Source organism: Mesorhizobium silamurunense, assembly GCF_014843905.1.
Classification (GTDB): domain Bacteria; phylum Pseudomonadota; class Alphaproteobacteria; order Rhizobiales; family Rhizobiaceae; genus Mesorhizobium; species Mesorhizobium silamurunense.
Map to the genome: position 1 here is coordinate 60,311 of NZ_LPVS01000075.1, position 26,468 is coordinate 86,778.

Annotated in this window: 27 protein-coding genes and 1 pseudogene; 11 read left to right on the top strand and 17 right to left on the bottom strand. The window is 65.5% G+C overall.

The window, feature by feature from the left end:
* Positions 1-119: 119 nt before the first annotated feature.
* Positions 120-419, top strand: coding sequence for a putative quinol monooxygenase (locus AU465_RS21315; protein WP_192252490.1), 300 nt, complete (start codon positions 120-122; stop codon positions 417-419).
* Here AU465_RS21315 and AU465_RS21320 read toward each other — a convergent pair.
* Complete coding sequence (locus AU465_RS21320; protein WP_192252493.1) at positions 416-892, bottom strand: MarR family winged helix-turn-helix transcriptional regulator; 477 nt, start codon at positions 890-892, stop codon at positions 416-418. The genes AU465_RS21315 and AU465_RS21320 overlap by 4 nt on opposite strands.
* Before the next feature lie 62 nt (positions 893-954).
* On the opposite strand from AU465_RS21320, the gene AU465_RS21325 reads away from it, so the two are divergent.
* The 10 genes from AU465_RS21325 (at position 955) to AU465_RS21370 (ending at position 10,711) form a co-directional block, all read left to right on the top strand.
* Positions 955-1,683, top strand: a complete 729-nt coding sequence (locus tag AU465_RS21325) for an NAD-dependent epimerase/dehydratase family protein (RefSeq protein ID WP_192252495.1) — start codon at positions 955-957, stop codon at positions 1,681-1,683.
* A 15-nt stretch (positions 1,684-1,698) separates the two neighbouring features.
* Positions 1,699-2,232, top strand: a complete 534-nt coding sequence (locus AU465_RS38045; RefSeq protein WP_246506302.1) for a cupin domain-containing protein — start codon at positions 1,699-1,701, stop codon at positions 2,230-2,232.
* Positions 2,233-2,369: 137 nt separating this feature from the next.
* Complete coding sequence (locus tag AU465_RS21335; RefSeq protein ID WP_192252498.1) at positions 2,370-4,151, top strand: chloride channel protein; 1,782 nt, start codon at positions 2,370-2,372, stop codon at positions 4,149-4,151.
* Positions 4,152-4,289: 138 nt separating this feature from the next.
* The gene (locus tag AU465_RS21340) at positions 4,290-4,955 is read left to right on the top strand and encodes a helix-turn-helix domain-containing protein (RefSeq protein ID WP_192252501.1); all 666 of its coding nucleotides are present in this window, start codon (positions 4,290-4,292) and stop codon (positions 4,953-4,955) included.
* 39 nt (positions 4,956-4,994) lie between these two features.
* On the top strand, positions 4,995-6,071 hold the full coding sequence (locus AU465_RS21345; protein ID WP_192252504.1) for an extracellular solute-binding protein: 1,077 nt from the start codon (positions 4,995-4,997) through the stop codon (positions 6,069-6,071).
* 22 nt (positions 6,072-6,093) lie between these two features.
* Positions 6,094-6,966 carry an ABC transporter permease gene (locus tag AU465_RS21350; protein ID WP_192252507.1) on the top strand — a complete coding sequence of 291 codons (873 nt, stop codon included), beginning with the start codon at positions 6,094-6,096 and terminating at the stop codon, positions 6,964-6,966.
* Positions 6,966-7,763 carry an ABC transporter permease gene (locus AU465_RS21355; RefSeq protein ID WP_192252510.1) on the top strand — a complete coding sequence of 266 codons (798 nt, stop codon included), beginning with the start codon at positions 6,966-6,968 and terminating at the stop codon, positions 7,761-7,763. Before AU465_RS21350 ends, AU465_RS21355 begins: the two co-directional genes overlap by 1 nt.
* The gene (locus AU465_RS21360) at positions 7,760-8,875 is read left to right on the top strand and encodes an ABC transporter ATP-binding protein (protein WP_192252513.1); all 1,116 of its coding nucleotides are present in this window, start codon (positions 7,760-7,762) and stop codon (positions 8,873-8,875) included. The genes AU465_RS21355 and AU465_RS21360 overlap by 4 nt, the downstream gene beginning before the upstream one ends.
* Positions 8,876-8,907: 32 nt before the next feature.
* Positions 8,908-10,248, top strand: coding sequence for an NAD(P)/FAD-dependent oxidoreductase (locus tag AU465_RS21365; protein ID WP_192252516.1), 1,341 nt, complete (start codon positions 8,908-8,910; stop codon positions 10,246-10,248).
* 94 nt (positions 10,249-10,342) lie between these two features.
* The gene (locus AU465_RS21370; protein ID WP_192252519.1) at positions 10,343-10,711 is read left to right on the top strand and encodes a cupin domain-containing protein; all 369 of its coding nucleotides are present in this window, start codon (positions 10,343-10,345) and stop codon (positions 10,709-10,711) included.
* Positions 10,712-10,724: 13 nt separating this feature from the next.
* On the opposite strand, the gene AU465_RS21375 is transcribed toward AU465_RS21370, so the two are convergent.
* The 16 genes and pseudogenes from AU465_RS21375 to AU465_RS21450 form a co-directional block, all read right to left on the bottom strand.
* Positions 10,725-12,368, bottom strand: a complete 1,644-nt coding sequence (locus AU465_RS21375) for an MFS transporter (RefSeq protein ID WP_192252522.1) — start codon at positions 12,366-12,368, stop codon at positions 10,725-10,727.
* Positions 12,369-12,559: 191 nt separating this feature from the next.
* Entirely contained in the window at positions 12,560-14,425 is a 1,866-nt protein-coding gene (gene asnB, locus AU465_RS21380; RefSeq protein ID WP_192252525.1) for an asparagine synthase (glutamine-hydrolyzing), read from the bottom strand.
* A 143-nt stretch (positions 14,426-14,568) separates the two neighbouring features.
* Positions 14,569-14,835, bottom strand: coding sequence for a flagellar biosynthesis protein FliQ (gene fliQ / locus AU465_RS21385; RefSeq protein ID WP_027165133.1), 267 nt, complete (start codon positions 14,833-14,835; stop codon positions 14,569-14,571).
* Positions 14,836-14,888: 53 nt separating this feature from the next.
* Positions 14,889-15,296 (bottom strand): flagellar hook assembly protein FlgD, encoded by a 408-nt coding sequence (gene flgD, locus AU465_RS21390; RefSeq protein ID WP_126098093.1) that lies wholly within the window; start codon positions 15,294-15,296, stop codon positions 14,889-14,891.
* A 2-nt stretch (positions 15,297-15,298) separates the two neighbouring features.
* Entirely contained in the window at positions 15,299-15,736 is a 438-nt protein-coding gene (gene flbT / locus AU465_RS21395) for a flagellar biosynthesis repressor FlbT (RefSeq protein WP_192252528.1), read from the bottom strand.
* Positions 15,733-16,080 carry a flagellar biosynthesis regulator FlaF gene (gene flaF, locus AU465_RS21400; RefSeq protein ID WP_192252531.1) on the bottom strand — a complete coding sequence of 116 codons (348 nt, stop codon included), beginning with the start codon at positions 16,078-16,080 and terminating at the stop codon, positions 15,733-15,735. The genes flbT and flaF overlap by 4 nt, the downstream gene beginning before the upstream one ends.
* A 31-nt stretch (positions 16,081-16,111) precedes the next feature.
* Positions 16,112-17,161 (bottom strand): flagellar hook-associated family protein, encoded by a 1,050-nt coding sequence (locus AU465_RS21405; RefSeq protein WP_192252533.1) that lies wholly within the window; start codon positions 17,159-17,161, stop codon positions 16,112-16,114.
* Between the two features lie 3 nt (positions 17,162-17,164).
* Complete coding sequence (gene flgK / locus AU465_RS21410) at positions 17,165-18,619, bottom strand: flagellar hook-associated protein FlgK (protein WP_192252535.1); 1,455 nt, start codon at positions 18,617-18,619, stop codon at positions 17,165-17,167.
* A gap of 32 nt (positions 18,620-18,651) precedes the next feature.
* Positions 18,652-19,908 (bottom strand): flagellar hook protein FlgE, encoded by a 1,257-nt coding sequence (locus AU465_RS21415; protein ID WP_192252537.1) that lies wholly within the window; start codon positions 19,906-19,908, stop codon positions 18,652-18,654.
* 91 nt (positions 19,909-19,999) lie between these two features.
* Positions 20,000-20,668 carry a response regulator transcription factor gene (locus tag AU465_RS21420; RefSeq protein ID WP_192252539.1) on the bottom strand — a complete coding sequence of 223 codons (669 nt, stop codon included), beginning with the start codon at positions 20,666-20,668 and terminating at the stop codon, positions 20,000-20,002.
* A 223-nt stretch (positions 20,669-20,891) separates the two neighbouring features.
* Positions 20,892-21,485, bottom strand: coding sequence for a transglycosylase SLT domain-containing protein (locus tag AU465_RS21425; RefSeq protein ID WP_192252541.1), 594 nt, complete (start codon positions 21,483-21,485; stop codon positions 20,892-20,894).
* The gene (fliK, locus tag AU465_RS21430) at positions 21,415-22,794 is read right to left on the bottom strand and encodes a flagellar hook-length control protein FliK (protein WP_246506303.1); all 1,380 of its coding nucleotides are present in this window, start codon (positions 22,792-22,794) and stop codon (positions 21,415-21,417) included. Before fliK ends, AU465_RS21425 begins: the two co-directional genes overlap by 71 nt.
* A complete protein-coding gene (locus AU465_RS21435) occupies positions 22,791-24,227 on the bottom strand; it encodes a MotC family chemotaxis protein (protein WP_192252543.1) in 1,437 nt (478 codons plus the stop codon). The genes fliK and AU465_RS21435 overlap by 4 nt, the downstream gene beginning before the upstream one ends.
* Entirely contained in the window at positions 24,224-25,651 is a 1,428-nt protein-coding gene (locus AU465_RS21440; RefSeq protein WP_192252546.1) for a MotB family protein, read from the bottom strand. Before AU465_RS21440 ends, AU465_RS21435 begins: the two co-directional genes overlap by 4 nt.
* Positions 25,648-26,274 carry a hypothetical protein gene (locus AU465_RS21445; protein ID WP_192252549.1) on the bottom strand — a complete coding sequence of 209 codons (627 nt, stop codon included), beginning with the start codon at positions 26,272-26,274 and terminating at the stop codon, positions 25,648-25,650. The genes AU465_RS21440 and AU465_RS21445 overlap by 4 nt, the downstream gene beginning before the upstream one ends.
* A gap of 3 nt (positions 26,275-26,277) precedes the next feature.
* Positions 26,278-26,468, bottom strand: a pseudogene (locus tag AU465_RS21450) (flagellar basal-body MS-ring/collar protein FliF); the annotation flags it as partial.

Sequence of the window (26,468 nt, forward strand, 5' to 3'; positions counted from 1 at the left end):
CCCCCGACCGTAACCGGCCAAGCTTGCGCGAGGGTGGGAGAAGGGCTACTGCCGGGTCCGGATGACGGCGCGACGTGGAAGGGCGGCAAAGGTCGTCGGGATATCGCGAGGACAAGAGCATGCTCCTGATCATCGGCACGATTCGGGTACCGCCCGAGAGGCTGGCCGACGCCAGGCCGGCGATGGAGCGGATGATCTCGGCCAGCCGCGCCGAACCCGGCTGCCTTGAGTATTCCTATGCGCAGGATGTTCTCGATCCCTGCTCGATCCATGTTTCGGAAGCCTGGACGGACCGCGCGGCGCTCGACGCACACTTCAGGTCGGGCCACATCGCCGAATGGCGCGCAAGCTGGGCAGAGCTCGGCATCGGGGATCGGAAGCTCACACTTTATGAAGCGGGCGAGGGCACTGCGACCTAACCAGTCGCGCCCGCCATCGCGACGCTGACCAGCCAGCGGCGGACGGCGCGCTCCTCGTTGGCGGAAAGTCCAGCGGTGAGTTCGCGTTCAAGCTTCTGCACTCGTTCGCGGCATTTCTTCAGCAAGGCGCGTCCGCTGTCGCTGAGGTCGAGGTGCTGGATGCGCCCGTGCACCGCATGCGGCTTGCGGACGAGGGAGCCTGCTCTTTCCAGATTGCCGACGATCACGCTCACCGTCTGCGGCGTGAGCACCGCGAGCCGGGCGAGGTCGGCGTTGGATATGCCGGGATAGGCCGACAGTATGGTCAGCGTCGCAAATTGCGGCTGCGTGACGCCGAATTCATCCAGCGCGCGCTCGACCCGCAGCCTGTAAGCACCGGCCGCCTGTCGCAGCAGGTAGCCGAGATAGCCTTCCTCGCCGCGCTTGCCTTCGCCGGCAGCGGGAATTGCGGGCGGCATTTCCTGCTTGCGCATGATATCAGAGCTCTTATATTTTGTTCGAACTCTGATATTATCGCAGGATGGAGCGGAAGACGATGGGCTATCGAATCTTTCTTGCCGGTGGTTCTGGCGCGATTGGCCGCCGCCTGATCCCGCAACTGCTGGACGCCGGCCATCGGGTGACGGCGACGACGCGTCGGGCCGCGAAGGCCGAGGAGCTTCGCGCGCTCGGCGCCGATCCGGTGGTGGTCGACGTGTTCGATGCCAGCGGTCTGCGCGCGGCGGTCGCGTCGGCGAAGCCCGAGATCGTCATCCACCAACTCACCGACCTGCCGGCCGGGCTCGATCCCGGAAAAATGGCCGAAGCGATCGCCGGGAACGCGCGTATCCGCGATGAGGGAACCCGAAACCTGGTCGAGGCCGCGAAGTCAGGCGGTGCGCGCCGATTGATCGCGCAAAGCATCGCCTGGGCCTATGCGCCCGGACCTGAGCCGCATGCCGAAACCGATCCGCTCGACGGCGGCGCAGAGGGCGGCCGCGGCATCAGCGTCGGCGGCGTGATCGCGCTCGAACGGCAAGTTCTCGAAGCCTCGCCCATGACCGGCATCGTGCTGCGCTATGGGCACCTCTATGGGCCCGGCACCGGAGCGGAGACCGCTGCCGATCCGGCGCTGCATGTCGATGCCGCCGCTTATGCGGCGCTGCTCGCCGCCGAGCGCGGTGCGCCAGGTGCCTTCAATGTCGCGGAGCCGAACAGCCATATCACGACCGACAAGGTTGTCAGCGAGCTCGGCTGGCGCGCGGACTTCCGGCTGGCTGTGTGAAACAGGAGCGCCGCCATGATTGAAGCTGCTTCTGTCCGAAATCTTGCCCTGCTCGGCGTTGCCGCGATTGGCTCGGCCCTGCTCGGCGCGGCGATTGCCCAAGGCAACAGGGCAAGCATCGCCGCCGATGGGCTGGGTGCGCATAACCATATGATGGGGGCGGGCGCAGGGAGAAGGGGCGGCGGCGCGCCCCGCCACCACGGTCAAGCCGCTGTCCTGCGAAAAACTGCCGAACGTTCCGGGGCATTCGATCGCCACGGCGCTCGTCGGGTTTCCGCCGAATGCCTATACGCCGAGACATCGGCATCCCGGCTCGGTCACGGCCTTCGTGCTCAAGGGCAGGCTGCGCCCGCAGCTCGAGGGCGGACCGGCCGGCACGTTCGGCAAGGGACGACCTGGTTCGAGCCGCCGGGCACGGTGCATCTCTTCGCGGAGAGTGCGAGCGCAACGGAGCCGGCCGAAGCTGTTGGCGATCTTCGTCGCGGAAGACGACTGCGGGCCGCTGACCATCTTCGACCGATGAGCTTTTCCGGCCTTCGCGGCGACTGACGAGCAGCCTGATCTTCGCTAATCGGCGAACCGCCAAAATGGCGCCACATGCGGTCGGCATTGCGGTTGCCACGCATTGCCGCCGGGCGTATCAGGCACGGCAGCATCCATCCTCCGCATACCGGCGAGCCGCTCTGTTGCCTGCCAGAAACGAACCGCAAGTCTACGCCCGCCGGCTTCGGGCGGTGCTGATCAATTCGATCCCCGTGCTCGAGGCGCGCGGCATCGTCATCGTGCTGATGGCGGGTGTGGTCGGCATGATCGCGGGCGCGCTGGTCACCGGCATGAGCGCGCTTGTGCAAGGCATGCACTTCCTGCTCTTCGACGTGCAGCCGGGCGGGCGGCTTTCCGCGATGTTCTCGCTGGCCAATCCGGTGCAGGCGATGTTTCCGGCAATCGGCGGCCTGCTGCTCGGCCTTTCGGTGATCTGGCTAAGAAGGCGGAAGTTCAGAACGCCGGTCGACCCGATCGAAGCCAATGCGCTCTACGGCGGGCGCATGTCGCTCACCGATACGTTCATCATCGTCGTCCAGACCATGATCTCCAGCGGCTTCGGCGCCTCGGTCGGTCTGGAAGCCGGCTACACGCAGATCGGTTCCGGCATCGCCTCGCGGCTGGCGCGCGCCTTCCGGCTACGCCGCAACGATATCCGCATCCTGGTCGGCTGCGGCGCCGCCGGCGCCATCGCTGCCGCCTTCGACGCGCCGCTGACCGGCGCCTTCTACGGCTTCGAGCTGGTCATCGGCATCTACTCGGTGGCTAATGTCGCGCCGGTCATGACGGCGGCGATCGGGGCCTCGCTGACGGCGGAAGTGTTCGGCGGGGTGCCGTTTCCGCTGGAACTTTCCGGCCTGCCGACGCTGACCGCAAGCGAGTACGTGCCGTTTCTCCTGCTGGGACTCCTCGGTGGGGCGGCGTCCATCGCGATCATGCATCTGGTGAGCATTGTCGAGCGCGTCTTTGTGCGGCTGGCGATCGACGCTTCGGCCAGGCCCTTCCTCGGCGGCATCGTTGTCGGGCTGCTCGGGCTGGTCACGCCGCAGGTGCTTTCCAGCGGGCATGGCGCACTGCATCGCGAGTTCGCCATGAACTACGCGCTTCCCGTGGTGGCCAGCGTTTTCGTGCTGAAGCTCGCCGCCTCGGCGATCTCGCTCGGCTCCGGTTTCCGCGGCGGCCTGTTCTTTGCCTCGCTGTTCCTGGGCGCACTGCTCGGCAAGGTCTTTGCCGGCGTCATGGCGCTGACCGCGCCATCGACAGGCATCGATCCGGCGGTTGCCGCCGTCGTCGGCATGACCTCGCTTGCCGTCGGTGTCGTCGGCGGTCCGCTGACCATGACTTTCCTGGCGCTGGAATCCACCCGCGACCTGACGCTCACCGGCGTGGTGCTGGCGGCATCGATCATGTCGGCGATCCTGGTGCGCGAGACCTTCGGCTACTCCTTCTCGACCTGGCGCTTCCATCTGCGCGGCGAGACGATCCGCAGCGCCCACGATGTCGGCTGGATGCGCAGCCTCAACGTCGGCTCGATGATGCGCAAGGACGTCCGCACCATCGACGCCTCGACGACACTGGCCGAGTTCCGCAAGGAAATCCCGCTCGGCTCGGCGCAGCGCGTCATCGCCGTCGAAGAGGGCCAGCATTATGTCGGCGTGCTGCTTGTCGCCGAGTTGCACAGCGATCTGTCAGACGGAGAGACGCCGGTCAGGGCGCTCGCGCAGTTCAAGGACGCGGTGCTGGTGCCGTCGATGAACGTCCAGTCCGCCGCCGAGACCTTCCAGCGTGCCGGCGCCGAAGAACTGGCCGTCGTGGAGGATTTCGACGACCGCACCGTTCTCGGCCTGCTCACCGAAAGCCACCTGATGCGGCGTTATGCCGAGGAGTTGGACAAGGCGCGGCGCGATCTCGCCGGCGAGGGCTGACCCGAACTTTTGGGCGGATACAACTTCCATTGAACCGGTTCCGCTGGTCGGCGATCGGGGAATGGCCAACGCCTGGATTCTTGCCGCTTGCCATCTGTACAGTGGTACTGTACAAAGTGTTAAGTGGAGGAACACGGGATGCCCAAGGCTTCGGATGACAGCCAGGCTCCGGCGGCAAACGGTGCCGGCTCGGCCGCGACCCATGCCCAGCGGGTGCTGGGCATGCGGCTCAAGAGCCTTCGCCTCGCCCGCAGGCTGTCGTTGCGCGACCTCGCGGAGGCGACCGGGACAAGCGCCAGCTTCATCAGCCAGCTCGAGCGCGGGCTGACCGGCGCCAGCACCGCCTCGCTCAACCAGATGGCCTCGGCGCTGGGCGTGAGCGTCGCTATGCTGTTCGAGGAAAGCACGACGCAGAACCATGGCGTGCTCCGGCGCAGCGAACGGCCAAGCCTTCCGCCCAGCGACGGTTGCCGCAAGATGCTGCTGTCACGTCCGCCGTTGAGCGACATGGAGGTCTATGTCGGCGAGTTCGACATCGGCGGCTCGACCGGCTCCGCGCTCTACACGCATGGCGACGCGCACGAGATGCTCGTCGTCCTTCGCGGCGTCGTCGAGGTCTCACTCGGCGACGCACGCCATGTCCTCGAAGAGGGCGACAGTATCGAATACGCGACATCGACACCGCATCGCAGCGAGAACATCGGCAGCGGCCGGGCCGAGGTGATGTGGATCATCGCGCCGCCGACCTCGGCGCGCGCCGAGCTCGATCAATACAAGCCCTGGAAACCGCTCGCGGCCAGGTAGTCCGATCTAAACGCGGGCCTCAATGGGAGAGTTACAGTTATGTTGAAGTCGAAATTCGCAGGTCTTGGCGCCGTGCTGGCGCTTGGTGTTCTGACAACCGCCGCCTTCGCGCAGGACAAGCCTGTGGCGGGCGAGGTCAAGGACGGTTCGCTCAAGGGCAAGACCCTGACCTTCGTCTCCTATGGCGGCATCTACCAGGACGGCCAGGCGGCGGCGCTGAAGGAATTCGTCGACAAGTCCGGCGTCAAGCTGCTCAATGACGGCCCGACCGAGATCGCCAAGCTGCAGGCCCAGGTCGAATCCGGCAATGTCACCTGGGACGTCGTCGATACCGCCGACCTGCCGCCCTACGTCTATTGCGGCAAGCTGTTCCAGAAGCTCGATCTCTCCAAGCTCGACGTCTCGAAAATTCCCGAAGGCCAGGTCGGCGAATGCTCGGTGCCGGCGATGAACTACGGCGTCGTGCTGATGTACAACAAGGAGAAGTACAAGGATAACCCGCCCAAGAGCTGGGCCGACTTCTTCGACATTGAAAAGTTCCCGGGTGTGCGCGGCCTCGACGGCTCCGGCGATCCGACCGGCGGCCTGCTCGAACAAGCCTTCAAGGCGGCTGGCGGCGATCCGAAGGCGATGACGGCCGGCGACATCGACAAGGCCATCGACGTGATCCGCAAGCTCGGCCCCGACACGATCTACTGGAAGACGGGCGCTGAATCGCAGCAGCTCGCCGAGTCCGGCGAAGCGGACATGCTGATGATGTGGACCGGCCGCGCCATGACGGCGGTCAAGAACGGCGCCAAATACGCGCCCGCCTGGCAGGACTGGCTGGTGGTGATGGACCAGATGACGATTCCCGTCGGCGTCAAGGATACGGATGCCGCCTATGCGTTGCTCAACGCCTATCTCGGTAAGCAGTCGCAGGAGATCCTGGCGCAGCAGACCTCCAACACGCCGATCAACAACGACGCGCAGCCCAAGGTCGACGCTTCCGTCGCCGCTTTCCTGACCAACACGCCCGAGCGCCAGAAACAGGGCTACAAGCAGAACATCAAGTTCTGGGTCGAGAACTTCCCGCTGGCGCAGGAAAAGTGGTCCGCGCTGATGGCCGGCAACTGACCGGCTGACGGAGGCAAAGCCGGTGAGCGCGCTCGAGCCAACGACCCAACCCGCTGCCGCAGTGCGGCCGGGGCGGGCATGGCGGCCGTTCGCGCTCACGCTGCCGGCGCTGGTGCTGCTTGCTGCGGTGATCGGTTATCCGCTGATCACCATCGTGCTGCGCAGCCTGTCGGAACCGGAATGGGGCGCGCAGAACTATGTCTGGTTCTTCGGCGCGCCGGTCAATCTCGCGGTGCTGCAACGCACCTTCACCATCTCGGCCTGGGTCACGCTGGTTTGCGTTGTGTGCGCTTATCCTTATGCCTATCTGATGACCGCCGTCGGGCCGCGCATCCGGCTCGTGCTGGTGCTTTGCGTGCTGATCCCGTTCTGGGTGAGCGGCGTGGTGCGCACCTTGTCCTGGGTGATCCTGCTGCAGGACTCCGGCGTCATCAATTCGCTCCTGCGCTCGGCCGGCTTCACCGGCATCCGACTGATCCGCACCCAGACGGGCGTGGTGATCGGCATGGCTCAGGTGCTTTTGCCCTTCATGATCCTGCCGCTCTATTCCGTGATGAAAGGCATCGACCTCAAGCTGGTGCAGGCGGCGCGCAGCCTGGGCGCCCGGCCGTCCCGCGCCTTCTTCACGGTCTATCTGCCGCTGTCGCTGCCCGGCGTTTATGCCGGCGCGATCATCGTCTTCATCCTGGCGCTGGGCTTCTACATCACGCCGGCGCTGCTCGGCGGGCCGCGCTCGACGATGCTGTCGACTTTGGTGCAGACCCAGGTGCTCAGCCTGCTGCAGTGGGGACGCGGCGGCGCCATGGGCGTGGTGCTGCTGGTCACGACCTTCCTGCTGCTGGCGCTCGCAGCGCCGGTGATGCGGTCGCGGCACCGAGAAGCGGGGCGGCGCTGATGGAGATGAAGCCGCTCACCCGCCTCGTTCTCGGCCTGGTCTGCCTGCTGGTGGCGATATGGCTGGTGGCGCCCACGCTCGTCGTCGTGCCGATGTCCTTCAACGGCAACAAGTCGCTTGCCTTCCCGCCGCAGGGCTTTTCCTGGCAGTGGTATCAGAATTTCGCCACCAATTCGGAATGGTCGACCAGCTTTCTCAATTCGCTGAAGGTCGCTTCGATCGTGGCGGTGCTGGCAACGGTGCTCGGCACGCTCGCCGCCTTCGGGCTCGACCGCATGAAGGCGCGCCCTGCGAGCCTTTTGCGGATGCTGATGCTGACGCCAATGGTGGTGCCGGGCGTGGTTTTGGCCATCGGCATCTATGCTGTCTATCTCGATGCCCAGCTCGTCGGGACGTTGTCCGGCTTCGTGCTTGCGCACACCATCCTGGCGCTTCCCTTCGTGCTGATCGCTGTCTCGGCCAATCTCGAAGTGTTCGACAGGCGCCTGGAGACGGCGGCGGCGAGCCTCGGCGCCGGCGCGCTCACCACGTTCCGGACCGTGACGCTGCCGCTGATCCTGCCCGGCATCCTGTCGGGCCTGCTATTCGCCTTCGCGACGTCATTCGACGAAATCATCGTCTCGCTGTTCATCACCAACCCCTATCTCAAGACGCTGCCGGTGCAGATCTTTTCCTCGATCACGCGCGACGCCGATCCGACGGTCGCCGCCGTCGGCACGATCCTTTTGTGCGCCACCACGATCCTGATCGGGGCCGGCATGCTTCTTCTTGGCCGCGAGCGGAAGGGACGCTTATGAACCCAAGACCGGACAATCGCGGCGCGGCGATCGACCTCGAATCCGTCACCAAGGCGTATGGCGCGTTCAAGGCGCTAGACGGCGTGTCGCTCGGGATCGAACCCGGCGAGTTCATGACGCTGCTTGGGCCGAGCGGCTCGGGCAAGACGACGACGCTGAATGTGATCGCCGGCTTCACCGATGTGACCAGCGGCAAGCTGCTGGTCGGGGAAAAGAGCGTCGTCGGCGTGCCGGCACACAAGCGCAATATCGGCGTCGTCTTCCAGCACTATGCGCTGTTTCCACATATGACGGTCGGCCGCAACGTCGCCTATCCGCTGACGCTGCGCGGCGTCGATCAGGCGAAGCGCAAGGTGCGCGTCGCCAGGGCGCTCGACATGGTCAAGATGGGCGATTTCGCGCACCGCTATCCAAGCGAATTGTCGGGCGGCCAGCAGCAGCGCGTGGCGCTGGCACGCGCCATCGTCTTCGATCCGCCGCTGCTCTTGATGGACGAGCCGCTCGGCGCGCTCGACAAGAAGCTGCGCGAGTGGCTGCAGCTCGAGATCAAGCGCATCCATCGCGAGCTCGGCACCACCTTCGTCTATGTCACGCACGACCAGGAGGAGGCGCTGGTGCTGTCGGATCGCATCGCGGTGTTCAACCGCGGGCGCATTGAGCAGGTCGGCACCGGGCGCCAGCTCTATGACGAGCCGGCGACGCTGTTCGTCGGCCGCTTCATCGGCGACTCCACCGTGCTGCGCGGCGAGGCGAGAAGCGACGGCACCAGCACCGCGCTGACCATCGCCGGCGAGGCGGTCACGGCGCCGCGCCGGCTTGCGGGCGAGACCAATCCGGTCATGCTGCTGCGGCCGGAAAAACTCAGCCTCCGCCGGGCCGGACAGACGGCGGCCGCCGGCACCAACCGGCTGTCGGGCACGATTGCTGAAGCGATCTATCTCGGCTCCGGATCGAAATACGAAGTGAAACTCGCCGATGGCTCCGTGGCGATCGTGCGCTCGCCGCTGACAGGCGAGAGTTTTGGCCTCGGCGAAAAGGTGGAGCTCTGCTTCGACGGCGCCGACGCCAAGCTTCTGGCCGACGACAGCACGGCCGACACGACGCTCACCTGAACCCTCTCTCCTACCCTCCTGGAAACCATCCCATGCAAGTCAAGCGCAATGGCGACATCTCGTTCTGGTATGCGGATCTGGGCGCGGTCCCCGCACCGCGTCCGCGCTTGCCAGGCGATATCGAAGCCGATATCGCGATCGTCGGGGCCGGCTATACGGGGCTTTGGACCGCCTATTATCTGAAGAAGGCGAAGCCCTCGCTGCGCATCGTGTTGCTCGAACGCGAGTTCGCCGGCTTCGGTGCCTCGGGGCGCAATGGCGGCTGGCTGTCGGGCGGCTTCGGCTGGTCCATGCAGAAGGCGATGGCCGGCTGCGTCGACGAAGTGATCCGGGTGGCGACCGAGGAAGGTATCGAGGCCGACATCCGCCGCGCCGACAATCTGACCGTCGCCACCAATCCGGCGCAGCTGGAGCGCGTGCGCGAGGAGTGCGAGACGATCCGCTCCTGGGACAGCGACCCCGAGCGCATCGAACTGCTCGACGCCGACGCGACACGCGCACGCATCAACATCCGGAATGTCATGGGCGGCTTTGTCATCCATGGACAGGCGCGGGTGCAGCCGGCCAAGCTGGTGCGTGGGTTGGCGGAAAGGGTCGAGCGGCTCGGCGTACCGATCTACGAAAAGACGACGGTGACGGCGATCGCCAAGGGCACCGTCACCACGGATCGTGGCACGATCCGCGCCGAAACCATCCTCCGCGCGACAGAAGGGTTCACGGCCGGCATCCCCGGAGAAGAGCGGACATGGCTGGCGCTGAACAGCGCGCAGATCGTCACCGAGCCGCTGTCGCCCGGGCTTTGGCGCGAGATCGGCTGGGAAGGACATGAGCTGCTCGGCAATGCGGCGCATGCCTATTGCTATGCCCAGCGCACGCGCGAAGGGCGCATCACCATGGGCGGGCGCGGGGTGCCGTATCGCTATGGCTCGCGCACCGACGTCAACGGCCAGACGCAACAGGCGACGATCGACCAGCTGCACACGATCCTGACCACGCTTTTGCCGCAGACGGCGGGATGCCGCATCGACCATGCCTGGTGCGGTGTGCTCGGCGTGCCGCGCGACTGGTGCACGACGGTCGGCCTCGACCCCAGGACCCGCATCGGCTGGGCCGGCGGCTATGTCGGGCTCGGCGTCTCGAGTTCCAACCTTTCAGGCCGCACGCTTGCCGATCTGATCCTCGGCCAGGATACGGAGCTAACGCGGCTGCCCTGGGTCAACCGCAAGGTGCGGCGCTGGGAACCGGAGCCCTTCCGCTGGCTCGGCGTGCATTCGATGTACCAGCTCTACCGCATCGCCGACCAACGCGAGGCGGCGGGGCTCGCGCATACCTCGAAGCTTGCCGCTCTGGCCGACAGCATCACTGGCCACTAGAGCGGTTCGGCATTAGCCGAACCGCTCCAGCTATTTTTCCACGCAATTCCGGACGGAAAACCGCTGCATACTTTTCCTGGAATTGCTTTGATCTATGGAGCCCGACTTGATCGATCTTTCGACTTTCCACGACCTCGCCAAGGCCGACATTGGCGCCTTTTCGCGAAAGCCGACCTCGATCGAAGGGGATCAGGTGGAAGCTGTTCGCTCCCTCTTCCAGTCTCCGGACGGCACGATCGACATTGGCATCTGGGAATGCACGCCCGGCCGTTTCACCGCCGACCGTTCGGGCTCGTCGGAAATCTGCCACATCATTTCCGGCCGGGCGGAAGTGAGCCGCGCCGACGGCGAGATGCGCGAGCTCGGTCCGGGCGACCTCCTCGTCCTGCCGCAAGGATGGAAGGGCGAATGGCTGATCCATGAGACGACGCGCAAGCTCTACATGATCCAGAGCGCCGGCTGATCCCGAAAAGCCCCTAATGCTCGATCGGACCCTTGGGCGAGACAAGGGCCGTGCCGGCGGTGGTCGGGCGTTCGATCATGCGGCGCACGCGCGGCGGGCTCTCGCCGCTGTGCAGCGCGCGGATGCGCTCGCCGACCACCGCGTCGGCATGGGTGGCGCGCCGGTTGTGGCGGATGTACTCGACCCAGGTCGGCGTGTGGTAGTGCTCGATCCAGATGCCGGGATTTTCGAGATCGCGGGCGAGGGTCCAGTTGCGGGCGCCGTCGCGGCGGCGGATGCGGCCGCGCTCGGCCATGGTGGCGAGGAATTCCGGCACGTCCTCCTCGCGGATGACGTATTCGATCATGATGGCGATCGGGCCGCTGCGCGGCTTCAAATCGAGCGCCAGCATCGGCTCCTTGAAACGGTTGAGCGGATCGAGGTTGAGAGCGGTTTGTTGCGGCAGCGGCAGGATGAAGCCGATGGCGCCGCCCGCCAGCATGGCGACAGCGGCCGCCATCAGCGCCGTCTCCGCGCCATGCGCGTCGGCGACGACGCCCCAGATCCAGCTGCCCAGCGCAATGCCGCCGAAAGTCGCCGTCTGGTAGATCGACAGCACGCGGCCGACCACCCAGCGCGGCGTCGACATCTGCACCGTGACGTTGAAGTGCGAGAGCGCGATCACCCAGCAGGCGCCGCCGATGAGCAGGCCGGCCGATGTCTGCCACGCATTGTGGCTGACGGCGGCGTTGAAGGCGCAAAGCGCAAAGCCCGCGAAGGCGGCGCGCACCATGGTCTCGCTGGAGAGCAACTGCCTCAGCCGCACGCTGATCAGCGCGCCGCCGACCGCGCCGATGCCGAAGGCGCCGAGCATGATGCCGTAGGTCAGCGCGTCGCCCTTGACGACATCGCGCGCCACCAGCGGCAACAGCGCCAGCACCGCGCCGGCGCTGAAACCGAAAGCCGAGCCTCTCGCCAGCACCTTGCCGATGTTCGGCGACATGGCGACGTAGCGCAAGCCGGCGCCCATCGCCGCGCCCAGCGACTCGCGCGGCAGGGTCTGCGCCGGCACATCCGGCTTCCAGCGGAACAGCACCACGATCAGGCCGATATAGCTGATAGCGTTGGCGGCGAAGGCTGCCGCCGCGCCCGCGGCGGCAACGATGATGCCGCCGATCGCCGGGCCGACGCTGCGTGTGATGTTGAAGCCCATCGAATTGAGCGCGACCGCCGCCGGCACCTTGGCGCGCGGCACCATGTCGCCGACCGAAGCCTGCCATGACGGGCTGTTCAGCGCCGTGCCGCTGTCGATCAGGAAGGTGAAGGCCAGCAGCGTCCACGGCGTCATCCAGCCGAACCAGGTGAATAAGGTGAGCAGCGCCGAGACGACCAGCATGAAGGTCTGCGCCACCAGCATGACCTTGCGGCGGTTGAAGCTGTCGGCGATGGCGCCGGCAATCAGCGCGAACAGCATGATCGGCAAGGTGGTCGAGGCCTGGACCAGCGCCACCTGGTAGGACGAAGTGGCGATGGTCGTCATCATCCAAGCGGCGCCGACGCCCTGAATCAGGCCGCCGAAATTCGACACCAGGCTGGCCGACCAGACGGCGCGGAAGATGCCGTGCCGGAACGGCGCCAGCGCCGAGACGCGTTCGCTTTCCGGCTCGTCGTCGATCATGGTCGCTGTCCCGCCTTCATCTGCGTTTTGCGTTTCGCCGCGCCTTAGATCGGTTCACTGTTTCACGGAACGCCGAACAGTCGCGCTGGCGACTCGCCAAAGGATCGCGGTCCAACAACAGGAAGGCAAAGGCGAAAATGCGTCGGCGAAGCTTTAAGCCAAGCATCTTGCCGGTGTGGACCAAACCTCGGTTACTTCGCGCCCCTGGTTCCGGCATGCAGCGCCTCGGTCAGGCTCCCTGCCGTCTCACCGCCCATGTAGAGCCTCAGCAGCATCTCCATGCCGACGAGGCGCAGTCGTGACGCCTCCTCGCCTCTTGCCATGTCGATGAGGTCATCCAGCTCGGATGCGGACCATTTCATGGCGTCGCGCAGGAAGCCGCCGCGCAGCAGACCCTGCGTGCCGGCCGAAAAGGCGCCGGACATCTCGAAGCCGTTCTTGGCCACATAAATGTTTTCACGCGGCAGATGGCGTTCGGCGAGTTTCTTCAGCAGCCATTTGCCGGTCCTGTTGCGATATTTTTGCCGCCTCGGCAGATGCATCGCGAAATCGATCAGCCGGTTCTCGAGGAACGGCACCCTCAGCTCGACCGAAGCCGCCATGCTGAGGCGGTCATGCCGATGCAGCAGATCCTGCAGGTGCGAATAGAGATCGTAGAGGCAGTTTGCCAGGAAGGCACGGTCGCTGTCCGGGCTGACGCCCTCGAGCCGGTCGAACAGCTTGGTTTGCAGGAAGTTCAGTTCCGGCGAGAGCGCTCGCAACACGATGTTGCGGTCCCAGGGCGAGCCCCGGCCGATCGAGTTGCGAAACGGGGAGCGGCGAAGCCGCGCGAATTTCCGGTCCTGGTCGGCTTTCGAGCGAAACAGGCGCCGCAGCCATGACTGGCGCCAAAGCCTGAGGGTCGACGCCTGCCATTTGTAGCCGCCGAACAGCTCGTCCGATCCTTCGCCGGTGAGCAGTACCTTGACGCCGTCGGCGCGGCATCGATCCGCAAGCGCCAGCAGGCCGGCCACGCTGGCATGCCAGCCGTCGCTCTCCAGATGCCAGACCGCACGTGGCCAGAGCTCGAGGAAGCGATCGCGGTCGACAGGCACGCGGCGCAGGCTGACACCGACATGGCGGCCGGTCCGCTCGGCGCTTTCGGCCTCGCTGCGGCCGAGCCGCGGGTCGACGACATAGCCGTGCATCTCCGGCCGGTGGCGCTTGGCAAGCGCGGTGATCAGACCGGAATCGACACCGCCGCTGCAGGCGGTGGCCAGGCTGGCATCGGCGATGCAGTGCAGCTCGACGCTTTCCTCGAGCAGCGTCTGAAGAGCGGCCAAGTGCCCGGCATCGGACGTCCTGTCGTCGATGATACGCGATGTCTCCAGGACGTCGAGCACATGCCAGAAACGCCGCTTCTCGATGCCGCCATCGCCGATCTTCCAAAGGCCGGCGGGAGGCAGGCGTTCGATGCCTTCGAAGACGCTATAGCTGGAATCGCGACTCTGCCAGGCAAGCCGCAAGGTGATTTCGCGAGCGTCGACCTTGCGCGCAAAATCGTGGCAGGCAAGGATCGCCTTGTCCTCGGAGGCGAACAGCAGCCGGTCCGCGGTGTCGGCCACCGATATCGGCTTGATGCCGAGCCTGTCGCGGGCAAGCCACAGCGCGCCGTCGCGCTGATCGAAATAGGCGAAGGCGAACATGCCGTCGAATAGCGGCACGGCCTTCTCGACGCCCCAGTGGTGCAGGGCCTGGAGCACCACCTCGGTGTCGGAGACCGTGCGGAACTCGAGGCCTTCGGCTTCCAACGTCTTGCGCAGCGAACGATAATTGTAGACTTCGCCATTGTAGCAAAGGACGCCGTCGCCGGATGCAGTCAGCATCGGCTCGCGCGCGGCGGGGGAGGGGTCGATGATGGTGAGCCGCCGATGACCGAGCGCCAGCCGGGCGCTGTTCCAGCTGTCATGGTCGTCGGGGCCGCGATGCGCCAGCGCCTGCATCATGCTGGCGATCTCGGAGAGATCGCCAGCGCCGATCGGATCGCGCTTCCGCCAGACGCCGGCTATCCCGCACATGGCCCGCAGGCCGCTCCTGCCTGATCCATCGCTTCCCGAAGTCTGTCCGAATTCCAAGACGCCGCCGAAATCGGCATGACTTCCAATCTAACCACAACGGGACCGGCTGCAAGCGATCCGGCTCAACACCCGAGGGTCGTGGATCAGAATCCGTGCTCGATGCGTTCGAAGATGACGTTGGTGAAGGCCGAGATCTGGCTGCCGATGAACGGACCGGTCAGCGCCACCACCAGCATGATGGCGACGATCTTGGGCACGAAGGTGAGCGTGATTTCCTGGATCTGGGTCAGCGCCTGGATGAGCGCGATGCCGATGCCGACCGCCATCGCCACCAGCACCACCGGCGCGGACGCGGTGAGCACCGTCCACACCGCGTATTGCACGATATCGAGGGCGTCGGCCTCGTTCATGGGCAGACCCTTGCGAAACCAGCTAAAGCAGGCCGCGTTTCGGAAGACATGCTTCAGGCGGCCGGCTTGATCGATACGCCCGCGCCCACAGGGACCTCGGTGCCGTCCTGCAGAACCGCTATCAGGCCGCTGCTGGCGAGCTTCACCGAAGCCACGGTCCCTGTGGTCTTGCCGTCGGCAGAGGTGATCGAACGGCCGATCAGCGCGTCCGCCTGCGACAGCGCCGAGGACTGCATGATCTGGTCGAGCTTGCTGTTGGTCTGAACCGACTGCTCGACCTGCGAGAAGGTCGCGAGCTGCGCGACATATTGCGTCGAATCCATCGGCTTGGTCGGGTCCTGGTTTTTCATCTCGGCGATCAGAAGCTTCAGGAACGACTGGTAGTCGACCGCCGTCTTCGAGGTCTGCTGACTGGCCTGGTTGGCGCCAACCGGGATCGTCGTTGTCATGTCCACGGCCATCTTTATGCTCCCATAGCCAGCGCGCGCGGCGCTTCAGGAATGTCGTCATTGCCGCCAAGCGCCTGGCGCTCGAGCGGGAAGAGCGCGCGGATCGCTTTCAGCGCCTCGTAGATGCGATCCTCGCCGACCATGCGGTCGACCTGCTTCAGCGCGCTGCAGATCTCCTGGTTGTCGAAGCTCGCAATCAGCATCGGCAGCGAGTGGCGGAACATGTCGCGGGCCTCGGCGGCGCCCGACGGGTTCATCAGCATGATCTGCACGATGAAGTAAAGCTGCCTGAGCGGCGTCGAGGCCTGCTCGGCCTGGATGACGTGGCTCTCGAGCAGGAACTGGACGTCGTTCATCAGCTCGAGGGTGACCTTGCGGTCGACCCGGATGACGGCGCCGTTGATGTAGATCTTCTCGTTCGGCTTCAGCGAGATCTTCAGCGTGTTGGTCATTGGATGCCGTCTCGGATGATCTGGGAGACCTCGATCAGTCCTTCGAAATTGTTGGTGCGACCCTGCCGGATGTCCTCCGTCTCGCGCAGCAGCCATAGGCCGATCGAGATCAGGTTGGCGCGCAGCTCCTTGGGCAGCGCATTGTCGCTGGAGCCGAGATCCTCGACGAAGGTGGTCCAGATGCGGTTGGTGAAGTGCAGCGCCTCGACCGCCTCCATCGACTCAAGCCCGACGGCCGCTGCCGCGGACAGCATGTCGATCGAACGGGTGAGCAACTTCCGCTCCCGGTCTTTGGCGTCGGCGACGGAATCGGTCTGGATGTCGGCGTAGGAGAATTGATACATCGTCGGAGCTCTGGCGTTCCGGTGAGAGTGTTCAGGTGAGATAGTTCAACAGGCTGAGCTGCTGCAGTCGCGCGGTCAAGGCGAAGGATGTTTCGATATGCTGCGTCAGGTCGGCCACGCGGGTGGCGGCCTCCGAGGGGTCGACGCCCTCGAGGTCGATGATATGCTTCTCGAACAGATCGACCTGGGTCTTCATGCGATCGCTGGCGTCGGATACGCGCTTCTGAGCGAGGCCGGCTTCGGATTGCACCTGGACGATGCCGCCGATGGCTTCGCCGACCAGCTTTTGCGCGCGGCTGACGATCGTGTTCTGGCCCTGCTGGCTGATGTTGCCGGCGAAGAGGGTGCTGACCATGGCGGCCGCCATGGCGAGCTTGCGGATACCCTGCTCGTTGGCGCTGACCGATGTCTGCGTGGTCTCGCTCAATGAAATGCGGCTGGTGATCTGATCGTCGGTGGCGTTCGACCAATTGGCCTGCCAGCCGGAGCCCAAGAACTGCGACTCGACCGCTGTGGTGATGAAGTCGTCCATCTGGGCGGCGGTGATATTGGCGGCCGCCGGGTCGCTCTGGGTGAAGCCGAAGTAGCTGCTGAAGGCCGCGTCGAACGCCGCTTTGGCGGGCGAGCCGGCAGCGCTGAAATCGTCGATCGGCTTGACGTCGGTATTGGTGCCGGCAAACAGATATTCGCCGTTGACGCTTGTGTTCAAGATACCCGTCATCTGCTGCAGCGCCGTGGCGGCGGCGGTCTGGGTGATGCTGGTCGAGGAGTCGCCCGACACGGCGCTGGTCAACGCCGTCAGGAGGTCCTGCGCGACATCGGAGAGCTGACCCAGCGAATCCTGCGTCGATGTCAGGCGCGCGGCGACCAGCGAGTTCGAATCGACGATACCGTTCAGCCGGTCGAGATCGCGCTGGAAGGTGACGGCCTGTGTCGTGCGCCCGCCAAGCGCCAGGCCGACATCCGCTACCCTGCCGCTCTGGGATTCCGTCGTCGCCTTGACGAGCTCGGCCTGCATGCGCATCTGCTGATAGCGCAGCGCGTTGGAGATGGCGGCTGAGGAGACGGCTGTCGCTTTCATGGCTTATCCCACCGCGCTCAACAAGGCGTCCAGCATGTCGTTGACGGTCTTCATCATGCGCGCTGACGCCTGATAGGTGTGCTCGAGGTCGAGAAGCAGGGACATTTCCTGGTCGACATTAACGCCGGTATCGTTCGACAGCGCTTCGGCGGTGCGCGTGGCCAGCGCCTCCTTGGCGTCGGCGTTGGTCGACGCTTGCTGGCGCACGCCTTCGAACCAGCCGATGGCGTTGGCCGCGTAGTCCGTGACGCCGGAGCTGACCGCGATGGCGGCGGACGTATCGAAGGCCATCGGCTGATCCAGTCTGTTGCCGTAGGCGATCAGCAGGTCCGAGTAGGAAGCACCGCCGCTGGTGTTGGAGATATAGGCCGCGCCGTTGGCGCCGCCGTCACGCAACAGCGCCGGGCTGCCGCCGGCGCTCGGATCAAACGCGGCGTTGACGCTGATCGAGCCGGCGAGGCCGTTGACCAGGGTGCCGGCAGCGGGAATAGCCGGCGCGCCGGACCAGGTGAACAGGCCCGCCTTGTCAGGCTGCGAAGGCGCGGTCTCGGCAAATGCCGTGATCAGGCCGCGCGCGATCTCGTCGAGCTGGCTCTGCATGGTCGCGGCGACGCCGTCGCGCAGCTTCAGCATGCCGGCAAGTTTGCCGTCGGCGCTGGTGTTGTCGCCGGTGCCTGCCGAAAGCGGCACATTGTCGATGTAGATCGTGTTGCCGGGCTTGCCGGCGGTGTAGCCGGCCGAGGGCGTGAAGGTCACCGAGCGCGGCACCGTCTCGAACAGCGTCGTGCCGTCCTTGGTGGTGATGACCATGTCGTTGTCGCCGCGCGTGAAAGTCGAGACCGGTACATATTCCGCGACCTTCTTCAGAAGCGCGTCGCGCTGGTCGAGCGCGTCGGACACATCCGTCCCGGAGCGGGTGCCGGCGATGACGGCCTTGTTGGCGTCCTGGAACTGGCTGAGCAGCGAGTTCAGGTCGTCGACCGCGGTGGCGATCTGGCTGTCGGTCTGGGTGCGGAAATCCTGGATCGCCCTGGTGCCGTCGTTCAGCGAGCTTACCACCTGCTTGGCCGCGTCGATGACGCTGGCGCCGAGATTCTGGTTCGACGGCGTGGTGGCGTAGAGTTGCAGCGCCTGCTGCAGATTGGCGATCGCGGTCGACGGAGACGACGCATTGTCGACCCCGTTGACCGAGAGGTCGAGCTGATCCATGCCGCTGTAAAGCGCGCTCTGGCCGCTCCATGCGGACAGCGCGGAAAGGTTCTGCCGGAACAGAAGGTCATTGGCGGCGCGCTGGATTTCCACCGATCGCGCGCCGGGCGCGGTGCTGGTGACGACGGCGACGCGACGGGCATAATCCGGGTTGGACGCGTCGGCCACATTGCGCGACACGACGCTGGTTTGCTTGGATGTGGCCAGGAGCGCCGACTGGGCGATGCTTAATGCGGTGGAAAGCGACATGCGGGTCTTTCACGGGCTGGCGCCCGATGGGGTTATCTCTTCAGGTTGACCAGGACATCCATCAGGTCGGAACCCGTCTGGAAGACTTTCGAATTGGCGGTGTAGCTACGCTGGGCCGCAATCATGCTGGTCAGTTCCTCGGCGATATCGACGTTGGAATTTTCGAGCGCGCCCGAGACGACCGAGCCAAGCTTTCCTTCGTTGGCAAAGCCGATGCGAACGGCGCCTGAGTCCGCGCTCTGCACATAGACGTTGCCGGGCATCGCGGTGAGGTTGTCGGGGCTCTGAACATCGGCCAGCGGGATCTTGTAGAGCGGCTTGGTGGAGCCGTCCTCGTACTGGGCGTAGATGACGCCGTCCTGGCTGATCTGGATCTTTTCGATCGTGCTCGGCGCATTGCCGTTGACCTTGGCGTCGGAGACGGTGAAGCCGGTTCCAAGCTGCGTCAGCTTGGAGAGATCGAGGTTGAGGGTCGAGCCGTTCGGTACCGTGAAGGAGATGCCCGTGGTCGCGCCGGTGAGCTTGCCGGTGGTGGTGTCGAAGGTGAGATTGGCCGTACCCAGCGCGCCGCCCGTATAAGGGAAGGAGGTGCCGGGGGTCGCTTTCGACTGGTCGAAGACCGAGACCTGCCAAGTGCCTGAGCCGGTGTTGGTGAAATAGACGTCGAGCAGCACCTTGTTGCCGAGATTGTCATAGGCAACCAGCGAGGACTTCGAGGTGTATTCGGCGGTCGGGCTGTTCGTGGAGGGCAGGCTGCCGGCTGCGACCGGGGTTGCGCCTGCCGGCAGGTTGCCGGTGAAATTGCCTTCCGTGCTCGGCGTCGCCGTCATCTCCTGGTCGGAAATCTGCACCGGCACCAGGCCTTCGAAGCCGTTAGCGGTCGCGGCCGGATCGCCGTTGGCGTAGCTGTAGGCCATGAGCTGGTAGCCGGCGGCATTGACCAGGCGCCCTTGCGCATCAGGAACGAAGGCGCCGGCGCGGGTGAGATAGGGCGCGCCGCTCGGGTCCTGCACGACGAAGAAGCCGTCGCCGTTGACGGCGAGGTCGGACACCGAAGTCGTGTATTGCAGGACGCCTTGCGAGCTGATGGCGGAGCGGATCGTCGTAGTGACGCCGCCCGAATTGTAGGCGCCGCCGGTCGTCGGCATGATGAGCGTCGAGAATTCGGCGGAGGAGCGCTTGTAGCCGGTGGTGTCGGAGTTCGCGATGTTGTCGGCCACCGCGGACAAGCGGTTGGCCTGCGCGTTCATACCGGAGACGCCGGTCCGCATCATTCCGTAGAGGCTCATCGATACATCTCCTCGGTGCCTTTCTGAGAGGCCACAAAACTAAGCCTCGTGTCTTGCGCGAGGCTGGCGCGGGCTATGCCGGCAGGAGCCATCAGAACACCAGCCGATAGCCGAGGAACCTCTTGGAATCGATTGGATCGTGACCGAGCTTTTCGCGCAGTTTCTTGCGCAGCTTCGAGATGTGGCTCTCCACCACGTTCTCCTCGACCTCTTCGTCGAAGATGCCGTAGATGGCATTGAAGACCTGCGTCTTGGTCACGCGCCGGCCGCGATTGCTGGCCAGATATTCCAGGATGCGCCGCTCGCGGCGCGGTAGCGGCAGCGACTCGCCGTCGATCTCCGGGTCGCGACCGTCCATGAAGATGCGCATCGAGCCGACTTCGGTATAGGCGGCCTCCTCATGCGCGCGGCGGCGGATGGCGGTGATGCGGGCGAGAATCTCGCGGATGTGCACGGGCTTGCGGACGACGTCGTCGACGCCGCTCTCGAAGAGCCGCAGCGTGTGTTCCAGCGAGTGCTGCTCGCTGAGCGCGATCACCGGCGCGCCGGTGCGGTCGCGGATCTGGCGCGGCGAGATGGCGCCCTCGCGGCAGTCGCCGATGAGGAAGGCCCTGACCGATCTGAGGTCGGTGTCGGCGGCGGAGCTCACCCACTCGCCGAACTCGCCCGGCGCGAAGCCCGCGGTGGCAACGCCCTCGCGATCGAAAAGCGAGCTATAACCCTCAGTTACGAGCTCGCGCTCGTCAACGATCACGATCATCGGACCACCCCTCCGAATCATCTCATTTGCCCCGTGCGGAAAGGGGTACCCGGTGCGGTGAACCCTGGGAAACCGTCATTTCTTGTAGCTATTTTCTTGGGAGTTTTTTTGGGAGCCGTAATAAAAGCGGTTGCAGGAGTGCATCGGCGGCAGCGGGTCAAGGACGATACCGGAGCCGCCGCGAACCCCGACGGCGGCCGCTCAAAGGTCGCTATCGCGACAACTACTGATTGCAGAAGGTACTGGCGTTCCGCGTCCATTTGCCGAAGCCGGTGGCGACCATGTTCGCAATGACGCGGCAGACATAGACCTTCTGAGCCGGGTCGTTGTCAGGGCCGGCATGATAGCGGGCGACGGCCATCGACCAGGTCATATGGCGGGCATGGAGGCTCGCCAGGAAGCGCGCCGCATAGTCGACGTTCTGGTGTGGGTCGAGCATGTCCTCGACGCTGCGGAACTGCGCGCCGTGATAGCGATGGTTGATCTGCATGCAGCCGAGATCGATCAGCGTCCTGCCCTCGCGGCGGGCATTCTCGAATGTCGCCAGCGCCTCTCCGCGGCTGCGCGGGAAAACAGCTTTTCCTTCTATATTCAATGCGTTGGGCTGAAGGCTGCCTTTCTTCCCCGTCTCGGTCAGGCCGACCGCATAAAGGATTCCCGTCGGCACGCCATAGCGATCGGCGGCGCGCAGAATCTCCGGCTCGCAAGGATTTGAGCCGGCGCTCGCGGCGCTTGCCGCAACCAGGCTAGATATAGATATCGTCGCCAGCACGTTCGCGAAGAGGCGAAGCAGCGCGGCCGAATTCCTGTGCGCCATTGCCGTCGTTCCTTCCCGGTTGCCGGTCGCCGCCGGCGCTGTTGCCGCCCGAATTCCCCGGTTGGAACGAAGGCTGGTCGCGGCCCGTCGACATCGACAGGGCGCTGTTCGCATCGGCGCGGCCGGCTGAATGAACTGCTATCGATGGTTGCATAACGGTGACATGATCGACCTCGAAGCCGAGACCGCAGAGCGACTTGACTATGGCGTCGCTGTCGGCGGTCAGGCGGCGGTATGCCTCGTGCGTTTCCGGCTTCATCTCAATCGAAAGTTGCTCTCCAGAAAGTCGCAGGCTTGCGACAACCATGCCGAGCTCCGCCGGGTGGAGCTCGATCTTCAGGACATGTGTCGGAACGGCAACAGAATTGGCGGTTTGAGAGGCGCTCGAGAAGGCCTGCTGAACGCCATTGTCGGAAGCGATCGCCTCGACCAGCGCCGAAGCCGTCTGGCCGATGGGATTTTGCGCCGGCGCCGGGAAGCTCTGCTGGCTGACTACATCCATGCGTCCGGCGGCAGAGGACGGCTTGGCCTGATTGATCGATGCGATGGATTGCGCCGTTTGCGCTGTTTTCTGGGCGGCCGCCGGACGCCAGCTTTGCTGCGCTGCGGCGTCGGTCTCCATGCCAGGTTTTCCGGGCAGGACGTCGTCCTTGCGGACCCATGTGTCGGCGCCCGGACCGGCGCCGGCCGGCTTCTGTCCGAAATCGGGCCCGGGCTTCTCCGTCGCGATCGTCGCGCGGCTGGATCGCGGCAATGGCTCGGCGCTTTCGGAAGCGTCGGCCAATGTGCGTTTGCCCTGACGGATCGCCAACTGCGAAGCGGCGGACTGGCCGATGGAGGGCTGGATGCCTGCCTCTCCCTCGGCGGATACGCCGCGATCGGCATTTGTCGCCGTTGCGAAATGGCGGATATCGCCCAGCGCCATCAGCAAGGGCAGGCCGTCCTGGAGCGGAGCGGACGATTGTGCTGCCGCGTCGGCATCGTCCGTTGCTTTCACGTGACCCGTGTCGGCGTTGTTCTTGGCGGCTTTTCCGGCTGCCGGCTTTTGCGCCGCGGTCTTGTTCTGCCCATCCTGGTCAGGTTGCGCTTTGGGCGAACCGGCAAGGGCGCGCCGCATTGGATGCGCATCGGAAGACCCAGGCTCGGCCGACTGCTTGCCTTGCCGGGCCGATTTTTCGGCGCCATGCACCATCTCGCCGAAGTTCGAGCCTTTTTCCTTCCCGTCGGCAGCGTGCTGACGCGACTGGGTGTGGGCAGGCCCGAGTCCCGGCATGGTCTGACTGACGCTGGTCATTTGGGCGCTGGTCATTTGGGAGCGGCTCCGAGCAATTGGTCAATCTGGTCGAGCTGGCGGCGTGCGTTCATCATCGCGGCGTCGGTGGGATCGTGCGGATCAAGACTTGGCGCGGCGGCCGGCGCGGACGCAGGCAGCACAGGTGGTGTTTCGGGCTGCGCCGGAGCGGAAGCAGGCGCTTCAGCCGTAGCCTCAGCCGTCGATGGCGGGGATGCAGGAGCCGCTGCCTGCACGTTCGCCGCCGGCTTGGCCGATGCCGCGACAGCCGGCTGCTCGGACGCAGCACCCTCCACCGGCGGCAAAGCTTCGGCGTCGGTCCGGCTCACAGGCTCGGTTTCGGCAGCGGGGTTCGCCGTGCCGCTCTTTGCCGAATCCGCGGCCTCGATCTCGTCCTTGCTGGCCGCCGGAACAGGAGCGACAACCTCGCCGGCGACGGCCTGCGCCGCATCGAGCAAGGCGCGGTCGCTCTCCGAAAGCTTGCCGCGATCGATCTTGCCGAGCCTTGTCCGCACATCGTCGATCGTGGCCGACGTCACCGTGGAGAGGCTCGAATAGAGCACGGCGCGCGGGTCGTCCTGATTGCCTTTGCCGTTGCGGCCCTGCTCGGCCCGGGCCGAGGCGAAGGCGGAGAGGTCCGCCAGCCCGTCGATCGCGGCGCGGCGGGCGATGCGCAGATAGATCACCTTCTCGCGCTCCGGGTCCATCATCGAGGTGATGTCGGCGAGCTTGTCCTGGCTGATCGACATGTGCAGCGCGATCACGCCGGTGACGAAGGAGTCGGCGAACTGGCTGGCATAGGGTGAATAGAGGTAACCCGCGGCATATTGTGTCGAGGCGAGCGCGAAGCGCGCGGCGTCGCCTTGTGCCACCGCGAGGCCGACAGAACGGCGAAGCGCTGCCTCCTCGACCAGGGTGCCGGGGCTGAGCAGGCGGGCCTCATCCAGCAAGGTCAGCGCCGTTGCGGGTTCATCGGTCGCGAGCAGCGAGCCCTTGACCAGCGCCAGGAAGGCGCCGAGGTCGGCGGGCACGCTCATCGGGTCGATCGGCTTCAGGATTTCAATCGCGGCGGCCGGCCTGCCGTTCAGGTAGGCGACGACCCCTTTGGCGATGGCAAGGCTCTGCGGGTCGGTCGTCGCGCGCGAAGCCGCCGCCTCGACGGTGACGGGGTTGCCGCCGCTCATGCCGTAGACGAGCAGAGCGCGAAAATTCTTCGGATCCTTGAAATCCTCGGCATCGGCGGCGCGAAGCCTGGCGTCGGTCATTTCGAGGAGCTTGGCCTGCATCGGCAGCGCCGCATGATCGCCGCCGGCAATGCGGTCCTGGATCAGTTGCAGCGAACGCACCAACTGATAGGGCTGCAAGCCGTCCTGAGCGAAAGCCGCGGCCGGCGATCCTGCGGCAAGCAGCAGCAGCCCGATTGCGCGGCCGATGACGGTCCGGCCCCTCATCCGCCGGTCGCCATCAGGATTTCGATGCGGCGGTTCGCGGCGGCCAGCGGATCGGACGGGATCTTGGGCTGGCGGTTGGCGAAGCCTGCGACCTCGGTGATGCGGCTTTCGTCGACGCCGCCGCGCACCAGCATGTAATAGGCGGAGTGGGCGCGGGCGGTGGACAGCCGCCAGTTGTCGTAAGTGTCGCTGCGGAACGGTCGCGCGTCGGTATGGCCGCCGATGGTGATAGTGCCCTTCTTCTCGTTGATGATGTGGCCGATCTTCTCCATCGCCAGCACCATCTCGCGGCGCGGCACGGCCGAGCCGATCTCGAACATGCCGAAGTCGAGCTGATCGGTGATTGAGATGACGACGCCCTTGTCGGTGGCCTCGACGGAGACGCCGTGGGCCAGCTTTTCACCCGGCTCGAAGGCTTTGGCCAGTTCCTGCTTAATTTCGGCGGCGGCCTTGAGGGCGGCGCTGCTCGGAGCTTTTTCTCCCTTCTCGGAAGCCTGCTCGGGCTCCGCTTTTGCCATCTGGGCCTTTGCCGTTTCGGCCCCTGCGGTTTCCGGTTTCGCGGTGTCGGTCGCAGCGGCCTCGGCTTGCGCCTTTTCAGCCTGGGCTTTCTCGCCCTTGGTCTGCTTGCCTTCGGCTCTCCCGACTTTCGTGTCGCCCGATCCGGCCTTGGCACCGGGTTTTTCCGGTGTCGCCGGCGGCTCGAGCGGCGCATCCAACTGCGGCGGCGCCGGCGGAACGGCCTTGACCTTCGGCACTTCTGTTTCGGCGACCTTCTCGCCGGGCTTGGCCGGATCGCCTTCGATCTTCCTGCGTTCGGCGCTGGCTTCGGCGCCGGGCGTCACCACCTGCTGCGACCAGAAATCCGGCGCGAAAGGATCGCGATAGGATTCGCCGCCGGAGGCGCCGGTCGCTGGACCGGCATTCTGAACGCCGCCTTCACCCTTGGCGCTGACATTCTGCATCACGCCGGTGTCGGTGGCGATCTCCGACAGCACGGCGTAGGGATCGGCAAACAGATGCTCGTCGGAGAGGTCCGACTTCTGCGAGGCCTGCTTGGTTTGCCTTCGGTCGGAGGAGCCGGCGCCGCCCTTGCCGTTCTCGCCGGCCTTGCTGGCGCCATCCTGCGGATTGTCGGCGGTGAGACCAACCTTGCTCGGGCCGTCGCCAAGATCTTCCAGGCCCTTGCGGCTGGAATTGCGATCGATCAGCTCGACCGGATTGAAGTAGCTGGCGACCGCCGCCTTGGTCTGCTCGTTGGCGGCGTTGATCAGCCACATGACGAGAAAGAAGCACATCATGGCGGTCATGAAGTCGGCAAAGGCGATCTTCCAGACGCCACCGTGATGGCCGTCGTCATGACCGTCGTGATTGCGCTTGACGATGATGATCTCGTGCCTGGCCTCGCCGTGGTCGATGGCACTCATGACAGGACCTCTGACAGGGAAGCCGACCATTCGGCGATGCGCGTCTCGAACACCGTTTCATCTATGGTCACGGTCAGGTCGAAACCGGCGGCCTCGGTGAAATCGAGATTGGCCGCGCGATCGCCAAGCGCTGCCTTCAGCGGCTCGAACAGCGACAACGGCCCGCGCACGCCGATGCGCACGGCTTCACTATCGGCAATCGCTGCGTTGATGGTGCGGGCAAGGGCGTCGAGCGAACGCTTCTGCAGATCGTCGCTGACGATGCCGCCGATGATGCGGGCTATCGTGACGCCAGCGAGCTCGGCAACGCGCGCCTCCATGGCGTCGATGCGCGTCTCGACCGCCGCGCCGAGATCGCCGCCGAAGCTTTCCAGGAACGCTTTCGCCGCATCGTCATTGGCTTGGCGTTCGGCCTCTAGCGCCGCCGCGTGGGCGGCCGCGAGGCGCGCCTCGAGCGCTGCTTCGGCATCGGCCACCGCCTCGGCGATCAGCGCGCCGATGTCGGCCTGCGGCAGGGATACCTCCGGCTTGCGCTCGATGTCAGGTGCCGCCGGTGCCTGGCCGGCGCGCGGTGCGTGCGACCCGAAATCAGGCAGAAGATCGAAAAGGGCTCCCGAAGCCATGGCTTAACCCGCGGCTTCCGGGGCGGCCGCCCATTTGCGCAGAATCTGGGCGGTGCGTTCCTCATTGAGGTCGACCATGCGTGCCAGCCGTTCCTGCGGCGCAGGCCTGATCTTCTGGCGCAGGTCGTCGAGCGAGGTGGCGCCCCCGCGCGCGCGCGGCAGTGCGCCGGCCGGCGTGTCGGCGGCGATCGCGG